Raw genomic sequence first — 26,142 nt, 5'->3', positions numbered from 1 at the left:
GACGGGTTGGGGTCAATAGTTGATTCAGGCCTCGGGGGCGCCGAGGCGGTCGCCAAAGCGCTCGCGCAGGCGCTCCACCACCTGGCTGACGATGGCCAGCGCCTGCTCCGGGCCCAGCACCTCGATCGCCTTGGCCTGGTCCGAGTAATGCATCATCAACAGGCCGCGCAGCTTGCCGAAGGAGGCCGGCTTCTCTTTGCCGCAGACGCTGATGTCGCCACGCAGAATGCGTTCGATCACGCCCGGCGTGATCAGCGGCGCCTCGCACATCATGGCCAGCGTAGCGATCTCTTTGTCGATTTCCTCGAAATGCATGGACCAGCGGCCGGTGCGGTAATTGGGTTCGACTGACATGGCGACTCTCCTTGGGCTAGCGGTGAAGCAAAAAACGCGCGCGGCGCGCGGGCCAAGCGGGCAAAACAGGCCCCTGATGCCGCCACTCTAACGCCTGCTTGCGTCGGACACATGAAGGCGGTCTCAAGTTACAAGTTTGCCAACACGCGCTCTGGGGCTGGGTGGTGCCCCAATTGAGTGAGTCATCTTGGGCAGTTATTCTCTCGGCGCCCAAATCCGGCATCCCAACCCAGCGGCCACCCCGCCCTATTTCAGCCAAGGCCACGATATGCACACAATGCCTGCCCCCGCCATGGAGCCCTTGACCGGCTACCGCGAACTGCCCAGCGAGACCATGCTGGAGCGCGCCCACACGAACTACGAGAACTTGTTGCGCCGCCGCACCGTGCGCGACTTTGACAGCCGCCCGGTCGATCGCGCGGTGATCGAACAATGCCTGCTGGCGGCCGGCACCGCACCGTCGGGGGCCAACCAGCAACCCTGGCACTTCGTCGTCATCAGCGACGCCGAGCGCAAGGCCCAAATTCGTGCCGCCGCAGAGGAAGAGGAGCGCAGCTTCTACAACGGCCGGGCGCCGGAAGAATGGTTGCGCGCCCTGGCACCGCTGGGCACCGACCAGCACAAGCCCTTTCTGGAAGAGGCGCCGTTGCTGATCGCCATCTTTGCGCAGAAGTATGGGATCGATGCGAACGGCGAACGCTTCAGCCATTACTACGTGCCCGAGTCGGTCGGCATCGCCACCGGCTTCCTGATCAGCGCCTTGCACGACGCCGGGCTGGCCACACTGACCCACACGCCCAGCCCGATGGGATTTCTCAGCAAGCTGTGCGGACGCCCCGACTCCGAGAAACCGGTGATTCTGTTGGTGGTCGGCTATCCCAAGCCGGGTTGCCAGGTGCCGGTGCATGGTGGCCTCAAAAAACCGCTGAGCGCCATCAGCACCTGGCTCTGAGCGTCTCAGCGCAACGCTAGACATGCCGCTCTAGCGCAGCCGAAAGGGCGGCGTCATCCGGCACGTGGACAATGGGGGCAACCATGACAAGCCTCGTCCCCTTGCCCACGCTGCACACAGCCACGTTGCTGATCGTCTACCAGATGGTCGCTTCCTTGATGATGGTCGTTGCCATTGGCAGCGCCTGGCAGACGCGGGGGCGCTACGGACTTTGGTACTGGGCCGGGGCATTCGCCGCCGTCGCCCTGGCGCAACTGATTCGCACGATCGGCCTGGCCGCCGGTGCGCCAACAGCGATGTGGAACATCGGCCATATCGGCGGCGTGGTCTCCAGCGGCTTGGTGCTGCTGGGCGTGCGCGCTTTTCTCGGCCTGCCGCTGCGCCGGCCGCCGGTGCTGATCATCGTCGCCGTTGCGTCGCTGGCCTCGCTGATTTGCGCGCTGCTTGCCATGCCGGGCTGGGTGTCACTCACGCTGACCTTGTTGGTCAGCGCGGCACTGCGCCTGTGGGCCTTGCCGCCCCTGCTGCGCGCCTGGCGCAATGATGGCGGTTTCCCGCTCTTCCTGATGCTGCTGGACATGGCCATCTGGGTGCTGGCCTTTACGATGCGCGGCCTGACCTCGACCCCCTGGTTTGCCGGCTCGGAAGAAATAGCTCGGGTCGTCAACGCACAGTGGCTGCTGCTCTTCATCGCACTGCTGATGGTGCAATCCCTGGCCATTCTCTTGCTGATCAACAGCGAGTTGCAGCGCAGCCTGTGGGCCTTGATCGAGATTGACCCCTTGACCGGCCTGCTGAACCGGCGCGGCCTGAAGAACCGCCTCAGCCGCCTGCGCCAACGCAACAGCAGCCGACCCGATGCAGACGCGGGCTTGGTGGTGGCGATGATCGACTTTGACCACTTCAAGTCCATCAATGATCGCCACGGCCATGCCGCCGGCGACGCCGTGCTGCGCGGCCTGGGGCAGTTGTTGCTGGCGCATGTGCGGCCTAATGATCTGGCCGTTCGCATGGGCGGCGAGGAATTCGCGGTGGTCTGGCAAGACGTGGATGCCGAAGCCGCACTGGGACTGGCCGAACGCCTGCGCCAGAGCGTGGACAGCAGCAGCTTCAGCACATCGGTGGGGCCAATCCACGCCACGGTCAGCATCGGCATCGCCATGCCGCGCCAACAGGCCGAGGCCTTGGACGAGTTGCTGGGCCGGGCCGACTCGGCGCTCTACAAAGCCAAGCGCGAAGGCCGCAACCGGGTGGAACAAGCTTTTTAGCCTCAGCAGAGCGAACGGCGCCAAGACCGGCGCTGCCTTAGACATCAAGAGTGCCACCAGCGTCGGCTATGCTCGCGGACAGGGACTCCACATAACAAGGCATGTACACGCTCCAACAAAGGCTGGTGCTCGCCACCGCCTTGGTTTTCTCGGTTGCTTCGCTGGTGATTCTTTTGGCGACCCGCTGGATCGTGGCGGACGCCATGGCCCAGGAAACCCAGCGCGCTGGCGAGCGCAGCGCATCCTTGCTTTCGGCGGCGCTGGCGCCCTTGCTGGCCGAGTCAGACCTGGCGGCCGTGGACGAGCAGGCCCAAGCCTTGGTCCAGCGCGGCGCCTTCAGCTATTTGCGCATCAGCGACACCCAGGGGGTGCAAATCGCCAGCGCCGGGGTCTTGCAGGACAGCGAAGCGCAGGGCTTCGAGCGCGCCCTGCGCTTGGGCTCACACAGCTATGGGCAGGCCCAGTTCGGCATCACCCGCATCGGCGAGCGGCAGGCGGCGCAACAGGTCTTTTGGCAACTATTGGCGGTGTGCCTGGGCACCTTGCTGCTGGCTGCCGGCCTGCAGGTCTATCTGTCGCGGTTGTTGACGGCGCGCTTGGGCGACTTGCGGCGGGGCGCCGACAGGATGGCAGCCGGCGAGCCCCGTGTGCAGATCGAGGCAACGGGGCGCGACGAACTGGCGCGCTTGGCGCGCGCGTTCAATCAAATGTCCGCCACCTTGTCGGAGCGCTTTGATGCGCTGGGCGTGGCCGAGCGGTCTTTACAGGAAGCCAACGAAGCCCTGGAGCAACGCGTGGCGCAACGCACCCAACACCTGGAAGACACACTCAGGAAGCTGCGCCGCACCCAGGCCGAACTGGTCGAGGCGCAGAAGCTCGCCTCGCTGGGCGCCTTGGTGGCCGGCATTTCCCATGAGCTCAATACCCCGATCGGCAACGCCGTTACGACCGCCTCCACCCTGCAAGACCTGCTGCACGAAACCGGCGCCATGGTGCAAGCCCAGCAAGTCTCGCGCCGCGGCCTGACCGAGGCTTTGGAGAACGGCGAGCAAATGGCCAGCCTGGTCTTGCGCGCCACCCAAAGAGCGGCCGAGCTGATCAGCAGCTTCAAGCGCGTGGCGGTGGATGACAGCTCCGATCAACGCCGCTCGTTTGAGCTGCAAGGCGTGCTGCGAGATTTGCTCTTGAGCTATGGCCCTTTGCTGAAGCAAAAAAGCTGGCAGATCAAGCTGGAGGTGCCCGAGGGCATCTTGATGGACAGCTACCCCGGCCCCTTGGACCAGGTGGTCGGCAACCTGATTCAAAACGCCGAGCGCCATGCCTTTGTCGGCCGCGACGCCGGCCTGCTGAAGATCAGCGCCACGGCCACCGACGAACAGGTCGAGCTGCGCATCCAGGATGATGGTGTCGGCATGAGCGACGAAACTGTCAGTCGTATCTTCGAGCCCTTTTTCACCACCAAGCTGGGCCAGGGCGGCTCCGGCCTGGGCCTGTCCATCGTGCGCAATCTGATCTGCGGCTTGTTGGGCGGCCAAATCACGGTACAAAGCAGCGAGGGACAGGGCAGTTGCTTCATCATCACCCTGCCCCTGACGGCGCCAAGCCGGGTTGCCGACACCGGCCCCGGCGCATTGAATTGATCATGGCCAAACAGGATGCTTGAGATGCAAGACCGCAAGGCATGGACGCGCCGACATTGGCTGGCATGGCTGAGCAGCTTGGCGGGCTCGTCCGCCTGGGCGCAAGCACAAGGCGGGCCCAGCGCAGCCTCCCTCCCTGGCAACAGCCTGGTCTTTGGCATGGTGCCCTACCTGCCGGTGCAGCAGCTGGTGCGACTGTATGAGCCCATCGTCGGCCTGTTCGCAAGGAAACTCCACAAGCCCTGCCGGCTCGGCTCGGCGACCGACTTCACCCAGTTCATTGAGCGTGCCCGCGGCGGCGAATTCGACCTGGTCGGCGCCTCGCCGCATGTAGCTCGCATCTTGCACCGCGAAGCGAACTTCTTGCCGCTGGTACGGGCCACCGCGCCGCTGGAGCCGCTGTTCATCGTGCCGCTGGCCAGCCCGATCAAGCAGTTGAAGGATTTGGCGGGCCAATCGCTGCTGGTGGCCGACCCCTTTGCCGTGCATGTCTTGATCGCCCTGCGCCATCTGCGCGACCAGGGTCTGGTGCCGGGACGCGAAGTGAAGCTGCTGATCGCCGGCACCCAGCGCAATGGCGTGCAGCGCATGCTCAAGGGCGACGCGGCGGCCGCCGTCGGCTCAGCCTCGACCTTGGCGCTCTTGCCGCACGATTTGAGCAGCCGCTTTCGCGTTTTGGCGGCCGCGCCCAAGGGGCTGACTCCGATGGCCTACCTGGCTCATCCGCGGCTGCGCTCGCAGGTTGGCGCGCTAACCCAAAGCCTGCTGGCCTTCCCCCAAACGGCCGAGGGGCTGGCCATGTTCAAGGAAACTCAGCATGAAGGCTTGAGCCCGCTGACGGCGGCCGAACTGGCCGGCGCAGACCCTTTGGTGGTGGAGTACTACAAGCAGCGGGCCGACAACTGATGTCCGGCCCGGCGGCCGGCTAGCGCAGAGGCTGACCCGGCCCTTGTGTGCCCTCCGAGCGTGCGCTCAGGTAAGCGTACAGGTCGACGATATGGGCGTTCACCACCGGATCACTTTGCCAGGCCGGCATGACGGCTTGGCCGATCGGACGGGTGCTCAAGCCAGCGGCATTGCCACTTGCCTTGGACGCGGCCCAGTCATAGCGCTTCAGCACCAAATTGGCAAAGCGATCGGAACCCATCTCTCGCACACGTGGCAGCAGGTCGGGCGCCTTGACCGTGCCGGTGGCAGCTGCACCATGGCAGGCCGCACAGTTTTCTTGAAACACGCGCCAGCCAGTGGCCACCGAGCCCGGCAACTTGGCCGCCTCGGCAATCTCCTTGGCACCCTGCTTGTTTTGAATCTCGATGGCACAGCCGCTGACCAGCAAGGCCAACAGCGTGCTTATCGCGGCCGCGCCGCGGAGCGCGCGAGGAAGCGCCGATTCACGGCCATGGGTGGGGTAGGCGACTTGTTGGGAATTCATCTTGCATGCCTCCTGGGTGCTATGGCTTGTGATCATTGTGGCGCGGCCCTGCGGCTAGGAATTGATCAAGATCATGCGGAATCGGGCGACGGCCTCAGTCGTCGCCCGTCCCCACCTGAACGCCATTGCGGCCGCCGTTCTTGACCGCGTACATGGCGCGGTCGGCGCGGATCAGCGCGGTTTCAGCGCTGCCATCGGTCCAGCGCATGGCGCTAACGCCCACACTCACCGTCACCGGGATGATGGCACTGCGGAACTGGGCCGGGTTTTGTTCAACGCGCTGGCGCAAGCGCTCGGCCAGCGCCAGCGCATCCTCGATGCTGGTGTCCGGCAGCAGCAGGGCAAACTCCTCACCGCCAATGCGCGCCACCACGTCCAAGGGGCGCGTCCCCAAGCGCATCAGCAGGGTCACATGGCGCAGCACGGCGTCCCCGGCGGCATGGCCCAGGCTGTCGTTGACATGCTTGAAAAAGTCCAGATCCAAGGTCACCACGCAGCTGCAAATCTCGGTCTTACGCTGAATGCGGCCGTACTCGGCATGCAGGCGTTCCATGAACTGGCGACGGTTGGCCGCGCCGGTCAGGTGGTCGGTGCTGGCCTGGCGACGTAACTCCTGGCGCGTGCGGACCAACTCGGTGATGTCTTCAAAGCTGGCATGCACCTCGGTCAAGGCGCTCTGCTTGAACAAGGGCGTGGCATGCACCTGCAGCCAGACCAGGCTGCCGTCGGGCGTGTGCACACCCATCACCACCTGGCGCACCGGCAAGCCCAAACGCAAGGCTTCCATGGCGGGATGCTGCTCGGGCGGGAAGTCACTGCCGTCTTCGCGGATCGCATGCCAACCGGGATCAAACGGCGTCTTGCCCAATAGCTGCGCCGCTTCAAGGCCCAGGATTCGGCCGGCGGCCGGGTTGGCGGCGGTGATGCGAGCGCTGCGGTCGTGGTACACCACGCCCAGCGGCACGGTTTCAAAAAATGTTCGGAAGGTCTCCTCGCTGGCCTTCAGCGCAATCTGGGCTTGTCGGCGCACGCTGACATCGGTCAGCACGCCGGTCCACAGCACGACGCCATTGGCTTGCACCTTTGAGTTGGCCTTGGCGTGCACCCATTTCAGCACGCCGTCCTGGCTGCGGATTTGCAGCTCACATTCCCAGTTTTCGCCGCCGCGCAAGGCCCGACGCAAGGCCTCTTTGCATTCGGCGCGGCCGTCTTCCAGCGCGCAGCGCCACAGGCTGCGGCCATCACCGCAGGCCTGCGCGGGGCTGAGGCCGAACAAGGCCTCAATGCCGGGGCTGAAGTAAAAAAACCGCGGCCTGCCGCTCGGGCCGCGCTGCATGCGGAACAAGGCACCGGGTACCGAAGCCGCCAGATCGCGCAACTCCGCCTCGTGGCGACGCAGCACTTCTTCCACCAGCTTCAGCTCGGTCACATTGTCATGCGCCACCACAATGCGCATCGGCTCGGCGCCTTGCACCCGCGACACCCGCGCCAGATACCAGGCCGGCTGATCGCCCGAGGGGCAGGGATATTCAAACTGGAAACTGTCTAGCCGACCGGCCAAGACCTCCTTCAAACGTGCCGCAAACGGCGCCGCATCGGGCGAAGGCAGGATGGCCATCGGCAGATGACTGGCTCTCTCGCAGGCCGCGAGGTAGTTGCTGCCTTCGCAGCATTGGTCGGGCTGCCCACCCTGGCGCGCGGCAAAGTCACGCCAGGCCCGATTGACCTTGATGATGGTGGCGTTCTCGTCAAGCACGCAGATGTGGGCGGCCAAGGCGTCCATCACCGACAAAATCATGCGGCGCGAGTCTTCTTTCGTCTGCTCCAGTTGGGTGCGAGCGGTGATGTCCAGCACATAGACCAGACGGCTCATTTGCCCGTCTTCGCCCACGACGGCGACCGACTCCGACAAGACGCGCAATTGCCTGCCATCACGCCGCTGCACATCCCATTCGCCCTTGAGCTCGCCGCCTTCGCGCAGAAACTGCTGATGGCGCTGCATCACCTGGGCTTGTTGCTCGGGCGGAAACACCATCAAAAAGCTGCGCCCCAGCATCTCGGCTTCAACATAGCCATACAGCGCACAGTAGGCCGGATTGACGGCCCGGTAGATGCCATCGGCCTCGATCACGGCCACGCCGACCGGCGCATGCCGGACCAGAGCCTCCAGCCAAGGCCCTCCGGCAGGCAGGCCACCGCTGCCCGGCGGCGGCTGCAAACGCTGATCTGGATTCGGCATCGCCTCCCCCTTTTAATCGAGCCGCCCGGTCGGCACCGATGCAAGTGCCGTGAAGAACTACCTCAAAGATCGGGCTGAACCCTCAATTTACCCTTCCGCTGCGTCCGTGTGTATATCTGCTGACAAATCTGCACAAAAGAAAAATGGGGCGCCGAGCGCCCCATTTCTAAAGTAGCCGTAACTTCGGAACTCAGTGCAGTCCGGCCAACAGGGCCGCGTTGCCGCCCGCGGCCGCGGTGTTGATGGTCAGCGTTTGCTCGGCACTGAAGCGGTACTGCTGGCGCACATCGAACAACTCTCGGGCCGTGATCAAGGGGCGGATCGCCCCGTCATCGGCCGCCAGCTGACGCAGCAGCGCCCGCTCGGCGCCGGCATTGGCAGTCAACAAACACACCCCCGCGACGCGCTCATCGTCCAGCAAACTGCTCAGGCTGGACGCCGAGGCCGGCAACAAAAGCAAGGCCTCGGTCGGCAGGCCGACAGCGCGCAGGCGGCTTTGCAACTGTTCGGCCTGAGCGGCGCAGGTGCTATCGACCAACAGCGCCACGCTATTGCCAGCCACCAGGGCGGCCGCCAGCGCCAGCGCCAAGGCCTCTGGGCCCGCGCCGGCCGCTTGCAGCGCCAGCACACCACGGCCATGCAGACGCAGCGCATTGCTCTCGCCGGTCGGGCCGGGCAGTTGCTGCTCGGCCAATAGGCGTTCGGCCTGGGCCAAGCGTTGGCTCACCGCGCCGTCAAAGACCCGCGCCAACGCCGCAGCGCGCTCGCTCAAGGGCTTGGTACTCCAAACCTCATGGCCGGCCGCCAGGGCCGCGACGGCGGCCGGAACCTCCACCGCCGGCAAGGCGGGCGCTGCCGCAGCGGGCGCAGCCGCGACCGCCGGCACCTCGGCCAAAGCGCAGAAGCGGTACAGATAGTTCGGACCGCCCGCCTTCGGGCCGGTGCCCGACATGCCTTCGCCGCCGAAGGGTTGCACGCCCACCACGGCACCGATGATGTTGCGGTTGATATAGACGTTACCGATGCGGGCCTTGTCGGCCAGGCGCAGGGCGCGGCTGTCGATGCGGGTCTGGATGCCCAAGGTCAAGCCGTAGCCGAGTGCATTGATCTGCTCGATCACCGCATCGGCATCACCGCCCCAGCGCACCACATGCAAGACCGGGCCAAAGATCTCCTGGTGCAAAGCAGCAATGCTGGGCAGCTCAAACGCCACCGGGCGGATCAGGCGCGGCAGTTGGTCATGTACCGGCGCTTCAGCGATCAGCTTGGCTTCGCGCTTCAGGCGCTCGACGTTCTTGGCCACGTTTTCATAGGCCTCGTCGTCGATCACCGGGCCCACATCGGTGGCCAGATCGGCCGGTTGGCCGACCCACAGCTCTTGCAGCGCGCCGCTGAGCATTTCGATCACGCCGTCGGCAATGCTTTCATGCACGCAGAGCAGACGCAGTGCCGAGCAACGCTGGCCGGCCGAACGGAAGGCCGACTGCACCACCGCGTCGATGACCTGCTCGGGCAGCGCGGTCGAATCGACCAGCATCGCATTCAGGCCGCCGGTTTCGGCGATCAAAGGCACGACCTGACCCTCTTTGGCGGCCAGGGTGCGGTTGATGATTTGGGCGACGATGGTGGAGCCGGTGAAGCAGACGCCGGCGGTACGCTCATCGGCCACCAGGCCGGCGCCAACGGTTTCACCCGCGCCGTGCAGCAGTTGCAAAGCGTCATGCGGCACACCGGCGGCGTACATGAACTCCACAAACTTCAGCGCCACAAACGGTGTTTGCTCGGCGGGCTTGGCCGCCACCGTGTTGCCGGCCACCAGCGCCGCCACCACTTGGCCGGCGAAGATGGCCAGCGGGAAGTTCCAGGGGCTGATACAGACGAAGACACCGCGGCCTTGCATGCGGGCGGCGTCGCTCTCGGCCTGATCGGCGTAGTAGCGCAAGAAGTCCACGGCTTCGCGCACCTCGGCAACGCAATCGCCCTGAGTCTTGAAGGCTTCCTTCACCAGCAGGGCGCAGAACTCGGCCAAGCGGGCGTCCAGCGCATCGGCGGCGCGGCGCAAGATGGCGGCGCGCTCTTGCACCGGTGTGCCGTTCCAGCCGGCAAAACCGGCTTGCAGACCGGCCATGGTGGAGGCCACATAGCCGGGCGTGGCTTCGGCCACCGGCAGGACCTGCACTTCCGCCAGGGCGCGCGCCAGCGGTTGGCGCTGCGCCATATCGGTCAAGTCGGCACCGGTGGAGTTGAGGCGGCCATGGCCCACACGGTCCAGATACAAGGCCTTGGGCAAGGGCAGAGCGCCGAGCGTTTCGATCTGAGCCAGCGGTGAGCCCAGCAGTTCGGGCACTTGCACATTCACATCAGCCAATTGATGAACGAAGGACGAGTTGGCGCCGTTCTCCAGCAGGCGACGCACCAGATAGGCCAAGAGGTCGCGGTGCTCGCCGACCGGGGCGTAAACGCGGCAAGGAATCGTGCCGTCGCGCAGCACCTCGCGGTAGACGCCTTCGCCCATGCCGTGCAGGCGCTGCATTTCAAACTTGGCACCGGCCTTGCGGGCCATCAGCACGATGGCGGCGATGGTGCCGGCGTTGTGGCTGGCGAATTGCGGATAGATCACATCAGCGTGGCCGATCAAGGCCTGGGCGCAGGCCAGGTAGGACACATCGGTGTGCTGCTTGTGGGTGAAGACCGGGTAAGCGGCCAGGCCTTGCTCTTGGGCGCGCTTGATTTCGCCGTCCCAATACGCGCCCTTGACCAGGCGAACCATGAAGCGCAGGCCATGCTTTTTGGCGATGGCGGCGACCTCATGGATGACGCTCAAGGCGCGGGTTTGGTAGGCCTGTACCGCCAGACCGAAACCGCGCCACTGCGGGTAATGCGTGGCGATGCGAGCGGCCAGCGCGTCCAACACGTCCAGCGACATTTCCAGACGGTCGACCTCTTCGGCGTCGATGGTCAGATTGATATTGGCCTGAGCCGCCAGGGTGATCAGCTCCCACACACGCGGCAGCAACTCAGCGAACACACGCTCGCGCTGCAGCACTTCATAACGCGAGAACAAGGCGCTCAGCTTGATGGAGATGCCATCAGCGCTCTCAGGCGCATCAGCACGGGCGCCGCTGGCGATGGCTTTGATGGCGCCGATATAGGCCGCGTGGTAGCGGCGCGCATCGGCCTCGGTGCGGGCGCCTTCGCCCAACATGTCATAGGAGAAACTCAGCTGCGGCTGGGCCTTGCGGGCGCTGGCGGCCTCGCCCATCGCCTCCTGGATATTGCGGCCCAGCACGAACTGCCGGCCCAGCAGTTGGATGGCGCGCACGGTGGCGGCCACCACGGTCTGCGAACCCAGGCGAGTCATCAAGCCGCCCTGGCCTTCGGCATCAGGCAGGAACTTCTTCGACAAAGAAATCGCCGAGGCCGACAGGCTGGCCAGCATCTTGTGCGGGCCGTCCGAAGCGCCAGCAAAGTCGGCACGGCCGAGTTGGTCGGCCGTCAGGGCGATGGCGGTGGGCGCGTCCGGCACGCGCAAGAGCGCTTCGGCCAAGCGCATCAGGGCCAAGCCCTCGGCGCTGCTGATCGGATATTCGCGCAGCAAGGATTCCATGGCCCAGAAGGGCGCGGGGTTGGCGCGCACCTGCTGCACCCAGGGGCCAGCCAGGCTCAGCACGGCCGACCAGTCCAGGCGCTCGGCCATGGTTTGGGCCAGCGCATGGACCACCGCGATCTCCTCGCGATACGGGTCGGGCAAGCGGGCGGCTTCGGGTGGCAGAGCGAAAGCGGTCATGGAATTCCCCTTGATGGGCGGTTTCTAGCGAAGTTTCGAACTATAAAAATGATCCAGATGGATTAAATTCAGATGATTTCCAATTCGGCAGTTGAAAATCCAGCATGAACGACGAATCGACCACCCTGGACAAGATTGATATGCGCATCTTGCGGGTGCTGCAGAGTGACGGGCGCATCTCCAATCTAAAGCTCGCCGAGGCGGTGCACCTGTCTCCCACGGCGGTGCTGGAACGCGTCAAACGCCTGACCCGCGAAAACTACATCCTCGGCTACGAGGCGCGGCTGAACCCGGAGAAGCTGGGTGCAGCCATGCTTGTCTTCATTGAGATCTTGCTGGATCGCACGGTACAAGACGTGATGGACAACTTCAAGGCCGCCGTGCAAGCCCGGCCAGAAATACTTGAGTGCCATCTGGTCGCCGGCGGCTTTGACTACCTCTTGAAGACGCGGGTTTCGGACATGAGCGCCTACCGCGAGTTCATCGGCAGCGTCATCTGGACCCTGCCGGGCGTGCGCGAAACCCGCACCTATGCTGTCATGGAAGAGGTCAAGAACACGACGGCGCTGCCGTTTTGACCCCCTCCTTTCGGGGGTAGTCCATGCGGGGGGTGAGCACACCCCCCAGCGTTCCGCCTCCAGGGTGATGGGAATCACCCCGGCCGGCACCGAAAGTTAGGACGTGCCCCAAGCAGGCACCCCAAGCCACCCCACTCTCCCGATCGTCCTACGGAGCCCATCATGCAAGTCCACGCCAGCCCTGCCGCCCAGCGTCAAATCTCCAGCATCCCCAGCCGGCTGGCGTCCATGCCCGTAGAAGCTGCTGCCGACTTGGAGACGCAAGGCCACTTCGGCTGCGGGTGGTATGACTCCAGCTATGACTTGAACAGCGGACTGCAGGTCACCGAGGAGTTGGATCCATCGCTGTTGCAACTGTGGGCCCGGGTGTTGGACGCGAGCCAGACCGGCTTGTTGACACGGCATTGAGCGGCGCCTGTTCCAGCCTGGGCCGGCGCTGCAGATCGGCCCGAACAAAAGGCACGCTGCGCCCCGAGAGTTTCAAGGCAAGTTGAATGACGGCATCATGCGTGCGCGATTTGGGCGCCCCGAGCGGCAAGAGCGTGAGTGCGGCGACCAGGGCCAGCGGCAAGGCCAAGGGCGGCGCAAGGCCCACCGCGGGCAGCGCCAAGGCGCCACGCAGACTGAGCACGCTGACCACCATCCCGAGCACAAAGCCAGCCACTACTTCGGAAGGTGAGTGTGCGCCCACCTTGAGTCTGGAGTAGGCAATCAGCGCCGCCAGACTCATCGCCAACCCGACCGCAAGCCTCTGCGTAAAGGCCGGCCGGCCCCGGGCCGCGCACCACGCCAAACAAGGCAAGATGGCCGCCGAGGCCATGGCGTGACCCGAAATGCCGGTGAAGTCCCACACGGCGCTCCCTATCCCCCAGCCAAAAAATGCCAGCTTGCTGGCCGCCGTCAGAGCCACGGCCAGCCCAAGCCCCGCAAGCCAGCGCCGCGCAAGGCGCTGACCCAGACAATCACTCGCTGGCACCGACCGGCGCCACAGGTAAACAGCGGCCAACAGCGCCAGCGGCAGCAAGAGCTGGATTTCACCCAGGCGTGTCAGATGCAGCCAAAAGTCCGAGGGACCGGCGGCCAAGTGGGTGTAGCTCAGGTTGTTGAGGGCGTTCTGGGTCGCGGCGGCATTCATCGTTGCCATACTAGCGGCTCCCCGTGAAAACCCGCGTATCGCTGAAATCCGTACGGATCAGTACACCTCGGGCACGATCATCTCGGGCGGCACCGGCTGGCGCTCATAGTCCTCATGGCGCTCGCGCGGCGGCAGCGTCACCGGCGCATGTTCGATCTCGTGATACGGCATCTGCGCCAAGAGATGGGCCATGCAATTCAGGCGCGCCTTCTTTTTGTCGACCGCCTGCACCACCCACCAAGGCGCCTCGGGGATGTGGGTGCGCTCCATCATCGTTTCCTTGACCTTGGTGTAGTCCTCCCAGCGGCGCCGCGACTCCAGGTCCATGGGGCTGAGCTTCCACTGCTTCAGCGGGTCATGGATGCGGCCCAGGAAGCGCGTGTGCTGCTCTTCATCGGTGATCGAGAACCAGTACTTGATGACCTGAATGCCGGCGCGCACCAGCATCTTTTCAAACTCGGGCACAGAGCGGAAGAACTCTTCGTACTCGTCGTCGGAGCAAAAACCCATCACCCGCTCGACGCCGGCGCGGTTGTACCAGCTGCGGTCAAACAAGACGATCTCGCCGCCGGCCGGCAGGTGCGAGATATAGCGCTGGAAATACCACTGCGTGCGCTCGCGGTCATTCGGCGCCGGCAGCGCGGCGACCCGGCACACGCGCGGATTCAGACGCTGGGTGATGCGCTTGATGACGCCACCCTTGCCGGCCGCATCGCGACCTTCAAAGATGATGACGGCCTTGTGCTTGGTCTGCACGACCCAGTCTTGCAGCTTGACCAACTCGCCCTGCAGGCGAAACAGCTCCTTGAAATAGGCGCGGCGCTGGGCGCGTTGCTCGGCGCTGAAGCCGCCGATGCCGCGCTCACCGTTCTCGTCAAAGGCGCGGTCATCGATCTCCATCTCCAGTTCTTCGTCGTAACTGTCGATCAAATCGGCCTGCATGCGCTGCATCAACTCGGCATGTTCGTCGGCTTCTTGGGTGCTTCTAGGGCTGCTCATGCAAGGTCAGTTCTGGTGCGAAAACGCGATTCGGCCAGCCTGACAGAAACCCGTGACAGGGTGATGACGATGCGGAAAACCGAACCTCAGGCCAGTTGCAGGCGCTTCACCGACACCAACTTGGGGCCCAAGGGCAGGGCATGCGGCGTGAAGACAAAGTCCTCGGCCGGCATCGGGCGGCCGTAATGCCAGCCCTGCGCCCAGTCGCAACCCTCGCGCTGAAGCCAGGCGGCCTGCTCGGCCGTCTCGACGCCCTCAGCCAACACATCCAGATGCAGGCTGCGCGCCAACACGATGACGGTGCGGGCGATCGCCGCGACGTTGGCGTCCTGGCCCAACTCGGACACAAAGCTGCGGTCGATCTTGAGCGTGTTGACCGGCATGCGGCGCAGATAAGACAGAGAGGAATAGCCGGTGCCGAAGTCATCGATGGCCACCCGCACGCCGCGCGCCTTCAAGGCGCCCAGCAGTTCGATCGCGCCCTCGGCGTCCTCCAGCAATAGGCTCTCGGTCACCTCCAGCTCCAGCGCCTGCGCCGGGCAGCCGGTCTCGGCCAAGATACGGTCCACCGAGGCGATGAAGTCCGGCTGACGCAGCTGCCGCGCCGACACATTGACGGCCACCTGCTGCGGTTTGCCGGCCACGCCCTGCCAACGCGCGGCCTGGGCGCAAGCGGTTTCCAGCACCCAACGGCCGATCGGGATGATCAAACCGGTCTCCTCGGCCAGCGGGATGAACTCGGCCGGTGAGACCGGACCGCGCGTCGGATGACGCCAGCGCAACAAGGCCTCGGCGCCGATCAACTCACCATCGCTCAGGCGCACCTGCGGCTGGTACTCGAGTTTGAACTGCGCCGCCTCATTGGCGTGGCGCAGCGCATGGGTCAACTCAAAGCGCTGCTTGACCGCCTGCGTCAGCTCGGGACGGTAGGCCTGCACCGTGTTGCGGGCATGGGCCTTGGCGCGCACCATCGCCGCCTCGGCATTGCGCAGCAAGTCATCGACGTTCTCGCCATCGGTCGGGAACAGCGCCAGCCCGATGCTGGCGCCCAGATTGAAGCGCTTGCTGATCTCGACCGCGCCGTCAAAGATCGGTTCGCGCATCGCGTCGATCAGGCGCTCGCCCAAGCGCATCGAGGTTTCCTCGTCGACCAGGCCGGACAGCACGATGACGAACTCATCCGCCCCCACTCGCGCCACCGTGTCACTGGTGCGCAGCGAGCGATTGAAGCGCTCGGCCGCCGCCTTCAACACCGCATCGCCGGCGCTGTGGCCGGCAATGTCATTGATCTCGCGGAAGCCATCCAAATCGACATAGAGCACGGCCACGCAAGTGTGGTCACGCTGGGCCTGGCTGACCTGCTGCTCGATACGGTCGCGCAGCAGCGCCAGATTGGGCAGGCCGGTCAGACGGTCGTGCAGCTTCTGGTGCAAGAGCTCGGCCTCGGTCTGCTTGATGCGGGAGATATCGGTCAGCACCGCCAGGTAATGCGGCTCGCCGCCCTGCTCGGCCGGCGGCACACACACCAGCGTCACCCAAAGCGGGATGCAGCGGCCGTCCTTGTGGCGGTCGATCAGCTCGCCGCTCCACTTGCCCTTGGCGCCGACATCGGCCCACAGCTGCTTCAACACTTCCGGGTCTTGCTCACCCAGCTGCAGGTAATGGGGCATGGTGCCCAGCAACTCTTCGCAGGGATAGCCGGTGATGGCGCTGAGCGCCGGATTGGCATCGCGGATCAGCAGGTCGGCATCCATCATCATGATGCCCTCACCGCAATGCTCGAACACGGTGACGGCACGGTGCAGTTTGGTGGTGGCTTCACGCAAGGCGGTCACATCGCGCGCCACGCCGATCAAACCCAGGCAATGGCCCTCATCGAAGACCTGCGCCTGCACCACGTCCAGGCAGGCGCGCTGGCCGCCGGGCTGATTGACCCAAGCCAAAGTGCGCTGCGTACTGCCGCTGCCCAGCAGGGCCGAACTCCACTCGGGACGATGCTCGAGTTGATCATCACGACGGCCCAGCAGCTGCGCCTCGACCAGGCCGGTACAGCGCTCAAACGCCGGGTTGGCCCCTTCATACGCGCCATTGGCGTCCTTGAAATAGACCGGGTCGGGGATCGCATTCAGCAAGGCACTGAGCTTGCTGCGCTCGCGTCGCACCCGCACCAACTCGGTCCGGCGCTGCCGCAGGCGCAGGCGCTGCGAATGCACCAGCGCCAGCACCAGGCCCATGGCCAAGGCGCCGAGCAGGCTAAAAGCCACCAGCCAGGTCACCGGATCGGACGGATTGATGCCGCTGCTGGTATCCAGGCCATGGGCCTGGACCGGTGCTCCGGCACATAGCGCCATGCATGCGGCCATGGCCGCCTTCCAGCGGTGAAATAAATGAGTCATCGGCTACCGAATCTCATGCTTTGGCGTTCACCCACCCGAACACTTCATCCGGTAGGCGCCGCCGCGCGTTTATGTCGTGTCAAGTCCACCCACAGCGCCCTGCTCGGCCGCGGGTGGCCCCTCGTTCTCGTCGTTTCGGTAGTGTCTGTGGCCGACTTGAGCCTGACTAGGGTTTACAGGGAGCAACCAAGTCGCGTTCCCTGCAGGATTGCACGTTTTGCGTCTAATTCGCCGGCCTCCAGGGCGCCGCCGAGCAGATGCACCGAGCGGCCGGCTGCCTTCAGCGGCGCTTCCAACTCGCGCAAAGGCTCCTGCCCGGCGCACAAGACAATGCTGTCGCAGGCCAGCAGTTGGCGGTCCGTGCGCTCCTTGCCGTAGCTGATCCACAGCCCCTCTGGCGTGATGGCCTCGTAATTGACACCCGCCAACATCTGCACCTGTTTCATCTTCAGCGCCGCGCGGTGGATCCAGCCGGTGGTCTTGCCCAAGCCCGCCCCCAGCTTGCCCGCCTTGCGCTGCAGCAAATAGATCGCGCGTGCCGGGCTGGCCGGCAGCGGCCGCACCAAGCCGGCGCGCACCTCGCTCGGATCGCCAATGCCCCATTCACGCCGCCAAGCCGGCGCGTCCTTGGTCAAGGAGTGGCCCTGCTCCGCGCCCGGCTCGGCCAGGTATTCGGCCACGTCGAAACCGATGCCTCCGGCGCCCACCAGCGCCACCGTCTGGCCCACCGGCTTCTTGTGCAGCAAGACGTCGATATAGCTCAAGACCTGACCCCTCGCGGCGCCTTCGTCTTGACCCGGAATGCGCGGGTTGCGCGGCGTCACGCCAGTGGCCAGCAAGACCTCGTCAAAGGCCATCAAGTCCGCGGCCGCCACGCGGCGGTTCAGATGCAGCTGCACGCCGGTGATCTCCAGGCGGCGTGCGAAGTAGCGCAAGGTTTCGGAGAACTCTTCCTTGCCCGGAATCTGCCGCGCCATATTGAACTGACCACCGATCACCGCGGCCGCATCAAAGAGATGCACCTCGTGGCCCCGTTCGGCCAGGGTGGTGGAGGCCGCCAAACCGGCCGGGCCAGCGCCGACCACCGCGATCTTCTTGCGCGCTTGCTTGCTGGCGGACAGCGGAATGACGCGAATCTCCTGCTCATAGGCCGCGCGCGGGTTGACCAAGCAGGTCGAGATCTTCTGCGCGAAGGTGTGATCCAAACAGGCCTGATTGCAGGCGATGCAGGTGTTGATCTCGTCGGCACGGCCTTGGCGGGCCTTCTTGACGAACTCCGGGTCGGCCAGGAAGGGCCGCGCCATGCTGACCATATCGGCCGAGCCATCGGCCAGCACGCCCTCGGCCACCTCGGGGTTGTTGATGCGGTTGCTGGTGATCAGCGGGGTCATGATGCCTTCGGCACGCAGCTGGCTGCGCAGCTTTTGCGTCACCCAGGCAAAGCCAGCTCGGGGCACGCTGGTGGCAATCGTCGGGATGCGCGCCTCGTGCCAGCCGATGCCGGTGTTGATCAGCGTCGCACCGGCCTTGACCACGCCGCGGGCCAGCTCCAGCACCTCATCCCAGGAGCTGCCGTTGGGGATCAGGTCCAGCATCGAGAGCCGGTAGATGATGATGAAGTCCGGCCCCACCGCCTCGCGCATGCGCGTCAAAATTTCAATCGGCAAGCGCATGCGATTGGCATAGCTGCCACCCCAGCCATCGTTGCGCTGATTGGTCGCGCTGACGAGGAACTGGTTGATGAAATAGCCTTCCGAACCCATCACCTCGACGCCGTCATAGCCGGCCTCGCGGGCCAGCTTGGCGCAGCGGATGAAGGCACGAATCTGCCGCTCGATGCCACGCTCGCTCAACTCACGCGGCGTGAAAGGCGAGATCGGCGATTGGATGCGCGAGGGCGCCACGCAAAACGGTTGGTAGCCATAGCGGCCGGTGTGCAAGATCTGCAGCGCGATCTTGCCGCCTTCCGCATGCACGGCCTTGGTGATGACGCTGTGGCGGCGCGCCGCGCCCGAAGTGGCCAAGGTGCCGGCAAAGGGCTTGGCCCAGCCTTCGATATTGGGCGCATAGCCGCCGGTCACGATCAGGCCAACCTCGCCCCGCGCACGCTCGGCGAAGTACTCGGCCATGCGATCGAAATGCTTGCGCCCGTCTTCCAGCCCGGTGTGCATGCTGCCCATCAAGACGCGATTTTTCAGGGTGGTGAAGCCCAGATCCAGCGGTTCAAGCAGATGGGGGTAGGTCATGGGGCGGCTCCGGGACAAATGAATTTTTGATGCTAGCAGTCGATCCCGACTCACTCCCCCGTGCTTGCCCTGCTTTGGAGAGCTCGCCCTACTTACGCCTCCTCTTGCCGGCCAGCGGCGATAGACGGACCCAGCGTTTGCATAGCAACAAAGCTTTATGCGCTGGAAACCTCGTCACATCCGCCAGCAAAGCGCCCCCTGCCCAATCGCGAGCTTGCGCATTTTTCTCCACGGAGCCCCCCCGATGCATTTCAAATTCTGGACATCCGGCCTGATCCTGGCCACTGCACTGGGCCTGAGCGCCTGCGGCGGCGGCAGCAGTGACGGCAAGACCACGCAGCTGCGCCTGCTCAATGCCAGCGCCGCCTACAGCGCGCTGGACCTCAGCGTCAACAACGCCAACCTGAACACCAATGTGGCCTATGGCACGGTGGGCAGCTATGGCTCGGTGAACACCAGCGCCACGGCCAGCGAGGTTCAAACCAATGGGGTCGGCGCCGTCGTGGCCTCGCTCACGCCGACGCTGAGCGCCAGCAGCAACTACACCCTGATCGCCTATGGCTGGAGCGGCGCGGTCCACACCAGCTTGCTGCAAGAGGCCGAAGCCGCGGCCGACAGCGGCAAGTCCAAGCTCTTGGTGCTGAATTTAGCGCCCGATGCCGGTGCGCTGGATGTTTATGTCAGCACCGCCAACAACAACGAAGACCTCAGCAACTTCACACCGGTGGCCGCCAATATCGCTGACGGCTACAGCAGCGGCTACAACAAACTCAACAGCGGCAACTTCCGCGTCACCCTGACCGGCGCCGGTCAGCCCAAGGACATTCGGCTCGACATTCCCTCGCTGACATTGGATTCCACCGGCGTTTCCTCACTGATCGTGACCGCCACGGTCGGCGGGCATCTGGTCAATGCCATGCACCTGAAGCAGCAAGGCGCCCTCACCCATATTCCGAATGCGCTGGCGCGGGTGCGCCTGGCCGCAACCTTGTCGGGCAATGCCAGCGTCAGCGCCAAGCTCGGCGCCGGCACGGTCTTGCCCAGCCTGGTGGCCCCGCAGGTCGGCCAATACCTGGGCTACAACGCCGGCACTCAAGACCTGAGCCTGCAGGTCAATGGCATTCCGCTCAGTGTCAGCAGCGCAGCGCTGAAGGCCGGCGGCGACTACACCTTGCTGGTCTGGGGCACGCCCAGCGCCCCCCAGCTCAGCGTCTTGAGCGACGACAACCATCTGCCCACCAGCTCCAGCGTCGCCAAGATCCGCATGATCAACGGGCTGGCCTCGGGCGCCGCCGGCCTCAATATGACCCTGGACTACAGCACCCTGGCCAGCAATGTGCTGCCCGGCACGGTGTCGGCGCTGAGCCAGGTGCCGGCCAGCAGCAGTTCCCTGCTGACCGTCAGCTCGCCCAGCGTCTCGACCCCGGTGTTCGGCGCCAGCGGCCTGGTCGTGCCGCAAGGCGCGGTGTTCAGCCTCTTCATGATGGGCGACCCGGCCGCACCGGTCGGTCAACTGGTGCGCGACGACCGCTGAGCAATCAGCAAAACGGACAAGCCTGAGCAACAGGCTTGTCTCGGCTGAGGCAAGATGCCGGCATGCCCACCGCTACCACGTCCTCCTCCGCAGCTCGCCACAGCCTGACCATAGGCTTGGCCATCGTCATCGCCTGGGGGCTGAACTTTCCCTTGCAAAAGGCGCTGCTGACGGCCATGCAGCCCGAAGGCTTTTTGTTTCTACGCTTCGCGCTGATGCCATTCTTGGTGATTGGCCTGCTGCTGCATCGCTATGGCCTGCGCTGGCCGCGCGTCTCGCGCTCGGACGCCTGGGCGCTGGCGCGCTTGGGCCTGCTGGGCCAGGGCCTGCATCTGGCCTTGAGCAGCTATGGCATTCATTTCTCAACACCGTTTTCAAGCTCGGTGCTGCTGGCTTGCGGGCCGGTGTTCACGCTGCTGATCCTGCGCGCCTTTGGCATCGAGAAGCTGCGCCCGGCCCAGTTGGGCGGCATCGCCTTGGCCGCCGGCGGCGCCCTGCTCTTCATGTCGGACAAGCTCTTGGCCGCCAATTGGCGCGCCAGCGGCGGCGACACAATCTTGTTGCTGGCGGCGGCCATGTTCAGCTATTACACGGTGGCCGCCAAGCCGCTGATCGCGCGCCATGGCGCCGTGCTGGTGATGTGTTACGCCAGCCTGGCCGCAACGTTGCCGGTGCTGGCCTATGCGGGGCCGGTGGCCCGTCAGGTGAACTGGGCCGCCGTGACGCCGTTGCTGTGGCTGGGTTCGGTCTGGGCCATTGTCGGCATTGGTTTTTTGACCTGGCTGGCCTGGGGCTGGGTCAACGCCGCGCGCGGTGTAGCGCGCACGGCGCCGCTGATTTACCTGATGCCGCCGATCGCCGGCCTGGCTGCATGGGTCAGCACCGGCGAGCAGTTCACCGCGCCCAAGCTGATCGGCGCGGCGCTGACGCTGGCCGGCGTGGCCTGGGCGCAGTTTGCGCCTCAAATCGGCGCCAGACCGCTGGAGTCCAGCTTGCCCCTGGACTGATGGACCTCAGCGTGGCTGCGGCTCAGGCCCCAGCATCGCCGCTTCCTCGTCCTGATACGGTTTGCTCTTGCGTGCCCGCTCGACGGCCGACCAGATCGCCTTCACCAGGCCCGGGTTGGCCTCGAAAAAGGCGGTGTTGAAGAGCAGGTACTGATCGGCCACCTTGACCGGCGGCCCCTCTTCCACCAACAGCTTGCGCAAGCTCGCCGAGCCCTTCAGCAGCCGCATCGCCTCAAAGTTCTGCAGCACCGCCACCTGCAGCACGCCGAACTCCAGCATGCGCATCAGATCCTCGGAGCTGCGGGCCGACTTGATCGGATAGCCCAACTCCTCGACGTTCTTGCCGACGCTGTAGCCGAGTTGCACGCCGACCGGCTGCGCCCCCAGATTGTCAAACCGCTGGTTCTGCCAACGCACCGGACTGTCGACGCGTCGGTAGACGTGAAAACTGTCGGTGTGCATGCGCAGCTCGCGGCTCAGGCTGCCATCGGCCTGCGTCGGGTAGCTGCCCCAGGCCGCCCGCTCCTTGTTGAAACTGGCGGCAATGGCCGCCTTGATGCGGCCCTGCTGAACCTCCATCAGGCAGCGCCGCCAGGGCAGGCGCTGGAACTCGAACTTGACGCCCAAGTCCCTCTCAACCAGGGCCATCTCCAGCAGGGCCAGCCCCTTGTCATCGCCGGTGATCCAGGGGTAGACCATGGTGTCTTCGAAGCACAGGCTGACCGCCGCTTCTCCCGCCACGCTGAGTTGGGCCTGCAAACTCATGAAGGCCAACAGCAAGCAACGCCCGACACCCATCGTGACCCGTCCTTTGTTCTGCTTTTTTGCGCCTACGCGATGCGTCGGGGCTTGGGCTTAGATGCTGTCATAGTTCGCCACCCCGAACAAGCTGCCGTCTACCCCAGAAGCGTCAAGGTCGCTGGCCTGGCCCCAGCGACTACCATCACGCCCAGACCCGCTTACGCCCCCGAGGCCTTTCGCCATGACACTGCAAACCATTGAAATGAACCCCGCCGGCGAGGCCCGCGCCAGCTTGATCGTGCTGCACGGCCTCGGGGCCGATGGCGCCGACTTCATCACCATGTGCGATGCGCTGGACCTGGCCGACGTTGGCCCGATGCGTTTTGTGATGCCGCGCGCTCAGGAGCGCCCGGTCAGCCTGAACAATGGCTATGTGATGCGCGCCTGGTACGACCTCTACGGCCTGGAAACCCATCGGCGCGAGGACGAGGCCGGTCTGCGCGAGTCGATGCGCGAGGTGCACGGCCTGATCGACCGCGAGCGCGAACGCGGCGTGCCGGCGCATCGCATCGTGCTGGCCGGCTTCTCGCAAGGCTGTGCGATGACGCTATTGGCCGGACTGCGCTACCCGGAGCGCTTGGCCGGCTTGGTCGGCCTGTCGGGTTATCTGCCCTTGATCGGCAGCACCGCCGCCGAGCGTCACCCGGCCAATGCCGAGGTGCCGCTGTTCATGGCCCATGGCAGCCAGGATGATGTGGTCAGCATCGAACGCGGCCGCAATGCCCGCGACGCGCTCACAAGCCTAGGCTACCGGGTTGAGTGGCAGGACTATCCGATGGCCCACTCGATGTGCATGGACGAGGTCAATGATTTGAACCGCTGGCTGCTGCAGGTCTTGGCTTGAACATCTACGTCGTCGAATAAAAGCGCACGCCGCCCTGCCCCACGGCCTTGGCCTCGTACATGGCCTTGTCGGCCTTGGCCATGATTTCGGCGCGGGTCTGGCCATCTTGCGGGAAGCGGCCGATGCCGATGCTGGCGCCCAGCTGCAACTGGTGACCGTCGTAGGCAATCGGCGCGGTCAGGCCATTGAGCAATTTGTCGGCGATGGACGCCACATGCGCCATGCTGGTCTGCGCATCCAGCAGCACCACAAACTCGTCGCCACCCAGACGCGCCACGGTATCGACCTCGCGCATCATGCCCAGCAGCCGCTCAGCGACGATTTTCAGCACCGCATCGCCGGCATCGTGACCGAAGCGGTCATTCAGCTGCTTGAAGCGGTCCAGGTCGATGAAGAGCACGCAGACGCCGCCACCATGACGCCGGGCGTGCGCACAAGCCGCGTCGAGGCGGTCTTCCAGCAGGCGTCGGTTCGGCAGGCCGGTCAGCATGTCATGCTGCGCCAGGTGCTCCAGGGCCTGCTGCTTGCCCTTGAGGTCAGCCAGTTGCTGATTGATCTGTTCTTGCATCTGCGCAAAGCTGCGCGCCAAGCTGCCGATCTCATCCTTGCGCGACAAGGGCAAGGGGCCGACCGGTAAGCCCTGCGCAAAGCGCTGAGCGGCATCGCTGACCGCATTGATGGGGCGGGTGAAGGCGCGCGCCAGCACCATCGCCAACAGCAGGCACAGCAGGCACAAGACTCCAACGATCTGCAGCGTCGTCATGGCCAGCTGCCGGCTTCGGCCCAAGACATCGTCGAGCGGCTGGCCCAGCCCCAGCACCATGCGGCCCTCATTCGAGCGGACCTTGATGTCCTGGGCGATGAAGGCGGCCACGATGGGCGCCGCCGGCTCCGCTGATTTTGGGTGTGCCTCGAACACGACTTGCTTGCCCTTGCCCAGGATCAGGTCCTGCACCGGCGCCATCTCGTCCTGAATCAGCTGACGCTGGCCACGGTCAAAACCAAAGGTTTTGCGCGCATCGGGGTGAATCAGGATATCGCCTTCGGTATTGGCCAGAAACACCTGATAGCTGGGCGGCAGATCGGCCTGCAGCAAGGCGAACAAACCATTCAGATCGACATTGACCACCACCAAGCCCAGGGCCGCCTCGGTCTGCGGCCCACGCGCCCCGGCCACGCGCACCGGCATGGCCAATTGCAGCGTCGGCTGCTCCTGCCCGGCATTGACGCCGCGCTCGTGATTGATGCTGGCACGGGACAAATAGGTTTCGCCGGCCGCCAGCTTCAGCGTGTCGGCCACATAGTCGTAATGACCCTTCTCCTGCAGGTCCGCGCCCTGCACGCGCAGCAGGCTGCGGTCCTGGCGGTCAACCCTGACCCGCTCCAGGCCAAAGTCACTGGCCGACACCAGGCGCAGCTGATAGTAGGCCGGGTTGGCGCCCATGAACTGGGTGAACAAGGTGGCGACCTGTTCGGCGGCGGCCTTGTCGCCGGGCTTGAGCAAGGCCTCGACGGCGGCCGGGTGGCTGCTCATCACCTGCAGATGGCGGCTGATTTCCTCCCGGCTCACCGAGAGGCGCCGCGCCAACACGCGGGTGGAGGTCAGCAGTTCCTGCTTGGCCGAGTGGACCAGCATGTCACGGCTGGCCTCATAGGCATAAAAGCCGGTCAGGCCGGCCGCCAGCACGCCCACGGCGGCCAACAGCAGACCCAGCTTGACGGCAATGCCTTGGCGCTGCGGCTTCATGGCTCCAGCACCTTGCTGGCGCGGTCACCCGAAATAATGCGGGCCCACAGTTGGTTGCGGCGCTCTTCGCTTTCCACCGGCTCCAGCCACAAGAGCTTGTCCTCGGGACTGTGGTCGGGCGAGGCCAAGATGGTGCTGCCCAGGCCTTGGCGACTGCCCAACAAGCGGCTGGCTTCGTCTTCCAGCACATGGTTGATCCAGGCATGGGCCAATTGGGAGTCCGCAGCCGCTTGGCTGACGACCCAGCAATCCAGCCAGGCCAGCGCGCCTTCCTTGGGCATGGCATAGGCCGCATCGACGCCGGCCGCCTGTAACTGCAGCAGTTGCTGACGACCAAAGTTGGCAAACATCAGCGCCGCCTGGCGCCGCTTAAACAAGGCCACCGACTCCTGCGGCTGGGTGTAGAAGCCGCCGGCATTGCGGCGCAGGGCGATCAACTGCTCCACCGCCGGCGCCCAGTTCGGCGCGGTCAGGGCGAAGGGATTCGGCAAGCCCAGGCTTTGCGCGGCCAAGCTGAAGTTGTGGGTGCCGCCGTTATAGGCAATGACCTTGCCGCGGTAGCGTGCATCCCACAAGGCGGCGATCGAGTCCGGCGCGCGCGGCATTTGGCTGCGGTCGTAGATCAGGCCCATTTCGGCAAAGGTAAACGGAACGCCGTAGCGCTTGCCCTCCTGGCTGAGGCCCGGCAGCGCGCTGATCTTGCGAAAGCGCGGCAGTTGGCGACCCAGGTTCGGAATCAGCGTCGGGTCTATCGCCGCCACCAAACCTTGCCGCACATAGCGCCGCAACTCAGCGGTGCTGGTGGCGAAGACATCGAAGTCCCGCCCCTTGTTGGCATTCATTTTTTGCCACAGATCGACATCGGAGTCGATCACCGTCAAGGCGACTTGCACGCCACTGCGGCGCTCGAAACTCTTGACGACCTCGGGCTCTGCATAGCCCGGCCAGGCCAGCACGCGCAATGACTTTTTCTCGGCCGCCCAGGCTGGCACCACCGCGGACAACAGCGCCGCGCCCAAGGTCCCACAAAGATTACGTCGCTGCCACATGAACCGAGTCTGAATAGTCTTCCCACCGCCACGTCGAGCGGCCCCTCACGACCTTCAGCACCTGTTTTGAAACCGAACTGGAGATATTGCGTCCTGTCGCGCCGAATTCGCACAAACGAGCCGACGCGGAGGCA

Annotated in this window: 20 protein-coding genes; 9 read left to right on the top strand and 11 right to left on the bottom strand. The window is 65.0% G+C overall.

What is annotated here, in order from left to right:
* Positions 1-24: 24 nt before the first annotated feature.
* Positions 25-354, bottom strand: a complete 330-nt coding sequence (locus WG899_RS03920; protein WP_339594314.1) for a hypothetical protein — start codon at positions 352-354, stop codon at positions 25-27.
* Positions 355-631: 277 nt separating this feature from the next.
* Here WG899_RS03920 and WG899_RS03915 point away from each other — a divergent pair, with 277 nt between their 5' ends.
* From WG899_RS03915 to WG899_RS03900, 4 genes are all read left to right on the top strand, one after another.
* Positions 632-1,306, top strand: coding sequence for a nitroreductase family protein (locus WG899_RS03915; RefSeq protein WP_339594313.1), 675 nt, complete (start codon positions 632-634; stop codon positions 1,304-1,306).
* A gap of 83 nt (positions 1,307-1,389) precedes the next feature.
* On the top strand, positions 1,390-2,574 hold the full coding sequence (locus WG899_RS03910; RefSeq protein WP_339594312.1) for a GGDEF domain-containing protein: 1,185 nt from the start codon (positions 1,390-1,392) through the stop codon (positions 2,572-2,574).
* A 101-nt stretch (positions 2,575-2,675) separates the two neighbouring features.
* Entirely contained in the window at positions 2,676-4,214 is a 1,539-nt protein-coding gene (locus WG899_RS03905; RefSeq protein WP_339594311.1) for a sensor histidine kinase, read from the top strand.
* Between the two features lie 24 nt (positions 4,215-4,238).
* On the top strand, positions 4,239-5,120 hold the full coding sequence (locus WG899_RS03900) for a phosphate/phosphite/phosphonate ABC transporter substrate-binding protein (protein WP_339594310.1): 882 nt from the start codon (positions 4,239-4,241) through the stop codon (positions 5,118-5,120).
* Between the two features lie 19 nt (positions 5,121-5,139).
* Here WG899_RS03900 and WG899_RS03895 read toward each other — a convergent pair whose 3' ends face one another.
* The 3 genes from WG899_RS03895 to WG899_RS03885 all read right to left on the bottom strand — a co-directional run bounded on the left by WG899_RS03895 (position 5,140) and on the right by WG899_RS03885 (position 11,672).
* Positions 5,140-5,646, bottom strand: coding sequence for a c-type cytochrome (locus tag WG899_RS03895; protein ID WP_339594309.1), 507 nt, complete (start codon positions 5,644-5,646; stop codon positions 5,140-5,142).
* Positions 5,647-5,740: 94 nt separating this feature from the next.
* Entirely contained in the window at positions 5,741-7,885 is a 2,145-nt protein-coding gene (locus WG899_RS03890; RefSeq protein ID WP_339594308.1) for a sensor domain-containing diguanylate cyclase, read from the bottom strand.
* 190 nt (positions 7,886-8,075) lie between these two features.
* Entirely contained in the window at positions 8,076-11,672 is a 3,597-nt protein-coding gene (locus WG899_RS03885) for an L-glutamate gamma-semialdehyde dehydrogenase (RefSeq protein WP_444718811.1), read from the bottom strand.
* Between the two features lie 104 nt (positions 11,673-11,776).
* Between WG899_RS03885 and WG899_RS03880 the strand changes: the two genes are divergently transcribed.
* Positions 11,777-12,250 (top strand): Lrp/AsnC ligand binding domain-containing protein, encoded by a 474-nt coding sequence (locus WG899_RS03880; protein WP_263538537.1) that lies wholly within the window; start codon positions 11,777-11,779, stop codon positions 12,248-12,250.
* A 162-nt stretch (positions 12,251-12,412) separates the two neighbouring features.
* Positions 12,413-12,658 carry a hypothetical protein gene (locus WG899_RS03875; RefSeq protein ID WP_339594307.1) on the top strand — a complete coding sequence of 82 codons (246 nt, stop codon included), beginning with the start codon at positions 12,413-12,415 and terminating at the stop codon, positions 12,656-12,658.
* Here WG899_RS03875 and WG899_RS03870 read toward each other — a convergent pair.
* From WG899_RS03870 to WG899_RS03855, 4 genes are all read right to left on the bottom strand, one after another.
* Positions 12,573-13,385 carry a phosphatase PAP2 family protein gene (locus WG899_RS03870; protein ID WP_339594306.1) on the bottom strand — a complete coding sequence of 271 codons (813 nt, stop codon included), beginning with the start codon at positions 13,383-13,385 and terminating at the stop codon, positions 12,573-12,575. The genes WG899_RS03875 and WG899_RS03870 overlap by 86 nt on opposite strands.
* A gap of 57 nt (positions 13,386-13,442) precedes the next feature.
* Positions 13,443-14,336: a polyphosphate kinase 2 gene (gene ppk2, locus WG899_RS03865; protein WP_444718813.1), complete on the bottom strand. Its 894-nt coding sequence runs from the start codon at positions 14,334-14,336 to the stop codon at positions 13,443-13,445.
* Between the two features lie 134 nt (positions 14,337-14,470).
* Positions 14,471-16,747, bottom strand: coding sequence for a putative bifunctional diguanylate cyclase/phosphodiesterase (locus WG899_RS03860; protein WP_339594304.1), 2,277 nt, complete (start codon positions 16,745-16,747; stop codon positions 14,471-14,473).
* Positions 16,748-16,953: 206 nt separating this feature from the next.
* Complete coding sequence (locus tag WG899_RS03855) at positions 16,954-19,026, bottom strand: oxidoreductase (RefSeq protein WP_339594303.1); 2,073 nt, start codon at positions 19,024-19,026, stop codon at positions 16,954-16,956.
* Between the two features lie 244 nt (positions 19,027-19,270).
* Between WG899_RS03855 and WG899_RS03850 the strand changes: the two genes are divergently transcribed.
* The gene (locus tag WG899_RS03850; RefSeq protein WP_339594302.1) at positions 19,271-20,560 is read left to right on the top strand and encodes a DUF4397 domain-containing protein; all 1,290 of its coding nucleotides are present in this window, start codon (positions 19,271-19,273) and stop codon (positions 20,558-20,560) included.
* Between the two features lie 62 nt (positions 20,561-20,622).
* The gene (locus WG899_RS03845) at positions 20,623-21,567 is read left to right on the top strand and encodes a DMT family transporter (protein ID WP_339594301.1); all 945 of its coding nucleotides are present in this window, start codon (positions 20,623-20,625) and stop codon (positions 21,565-21,567) included.
* Positions 21,568-21,573: 6 nt separating this feature from the next.
* Here the strand turns inward: WG899_RS03845 and WG899_RS03840 are convergent, their stop codons facing one another.
* The gene (locus WG899_RS03840) at positions 21,574-22,365 is read right to left on the bottom strand and encodes a substrate-binding periplasmic protein (RefSeq protein ID WP_339594300.1); all 792 of its coding nucleotides are present in this window, start codon (positions 22,363-22,365) and stop codon (positions 21,574-21,576) included.
* 184 nt (positions 22,366-22,549) lie between these two features.
* Between WG899_RS03840 and WG899_RS03835 the strand changes: the two genes are divergently transcribed.
* Entirely contained in the window at positions 22,550-23,212 is a 663-nt protein-coding gene (locus WG899_RS03835; protein WP_339594299.1) for an alpha/beta hydrolase, read from the top strand.
* A gap of 4 nt (positions 23,213-23,216) precedes the next feature.
* Here the strand turns inward: WG899_RS03835 and WG899_RS03830 are convergent, their stop codons facing one another.
* Positions 23,217-24,959, bottom strand: coding sequence for a diguanylate cyclase domain-containing protein (locus WG899_RS03830; RefSeq protein WP_339594298.1), 1,743 nt, complete (start codon positions 24,957-24,959; stop codon positions 23,217-23,219).
* On the bottom strand, positions 24,956-26,008 hold the full coding sequence (locus tag WG899_RS03825) for an ABC transporter substrate-binding protein (protein WP_339594297.1): 1,053 nt from the start codon (positions 26,006-26,008) through the stop codon (positions 24,956-24,958). The genes WG899_RS03830 and WG899_RS03825 overlap by 4 nt, the downstream gene beginning before the upstream one ends.
* Positions 26,009-26,142 lie beyond the last annotated feature (134 nt).

The sequence above is a fragment of the Paucibacter hankyongi genome (genome assembly GCF_037482915.1).
Classification (GTDB): Bacteria; Pseudomonadota; Gammaproteobacteria; order Burkholderiales; family Burkholderiaceae_C; genus Paucibacter_A; species Paucibacter_A hankyongi.
Note: the sequence above shows the minus strand (reverse complement) of the source record. Positions and strands in the feature narration are given on the sequence as shown.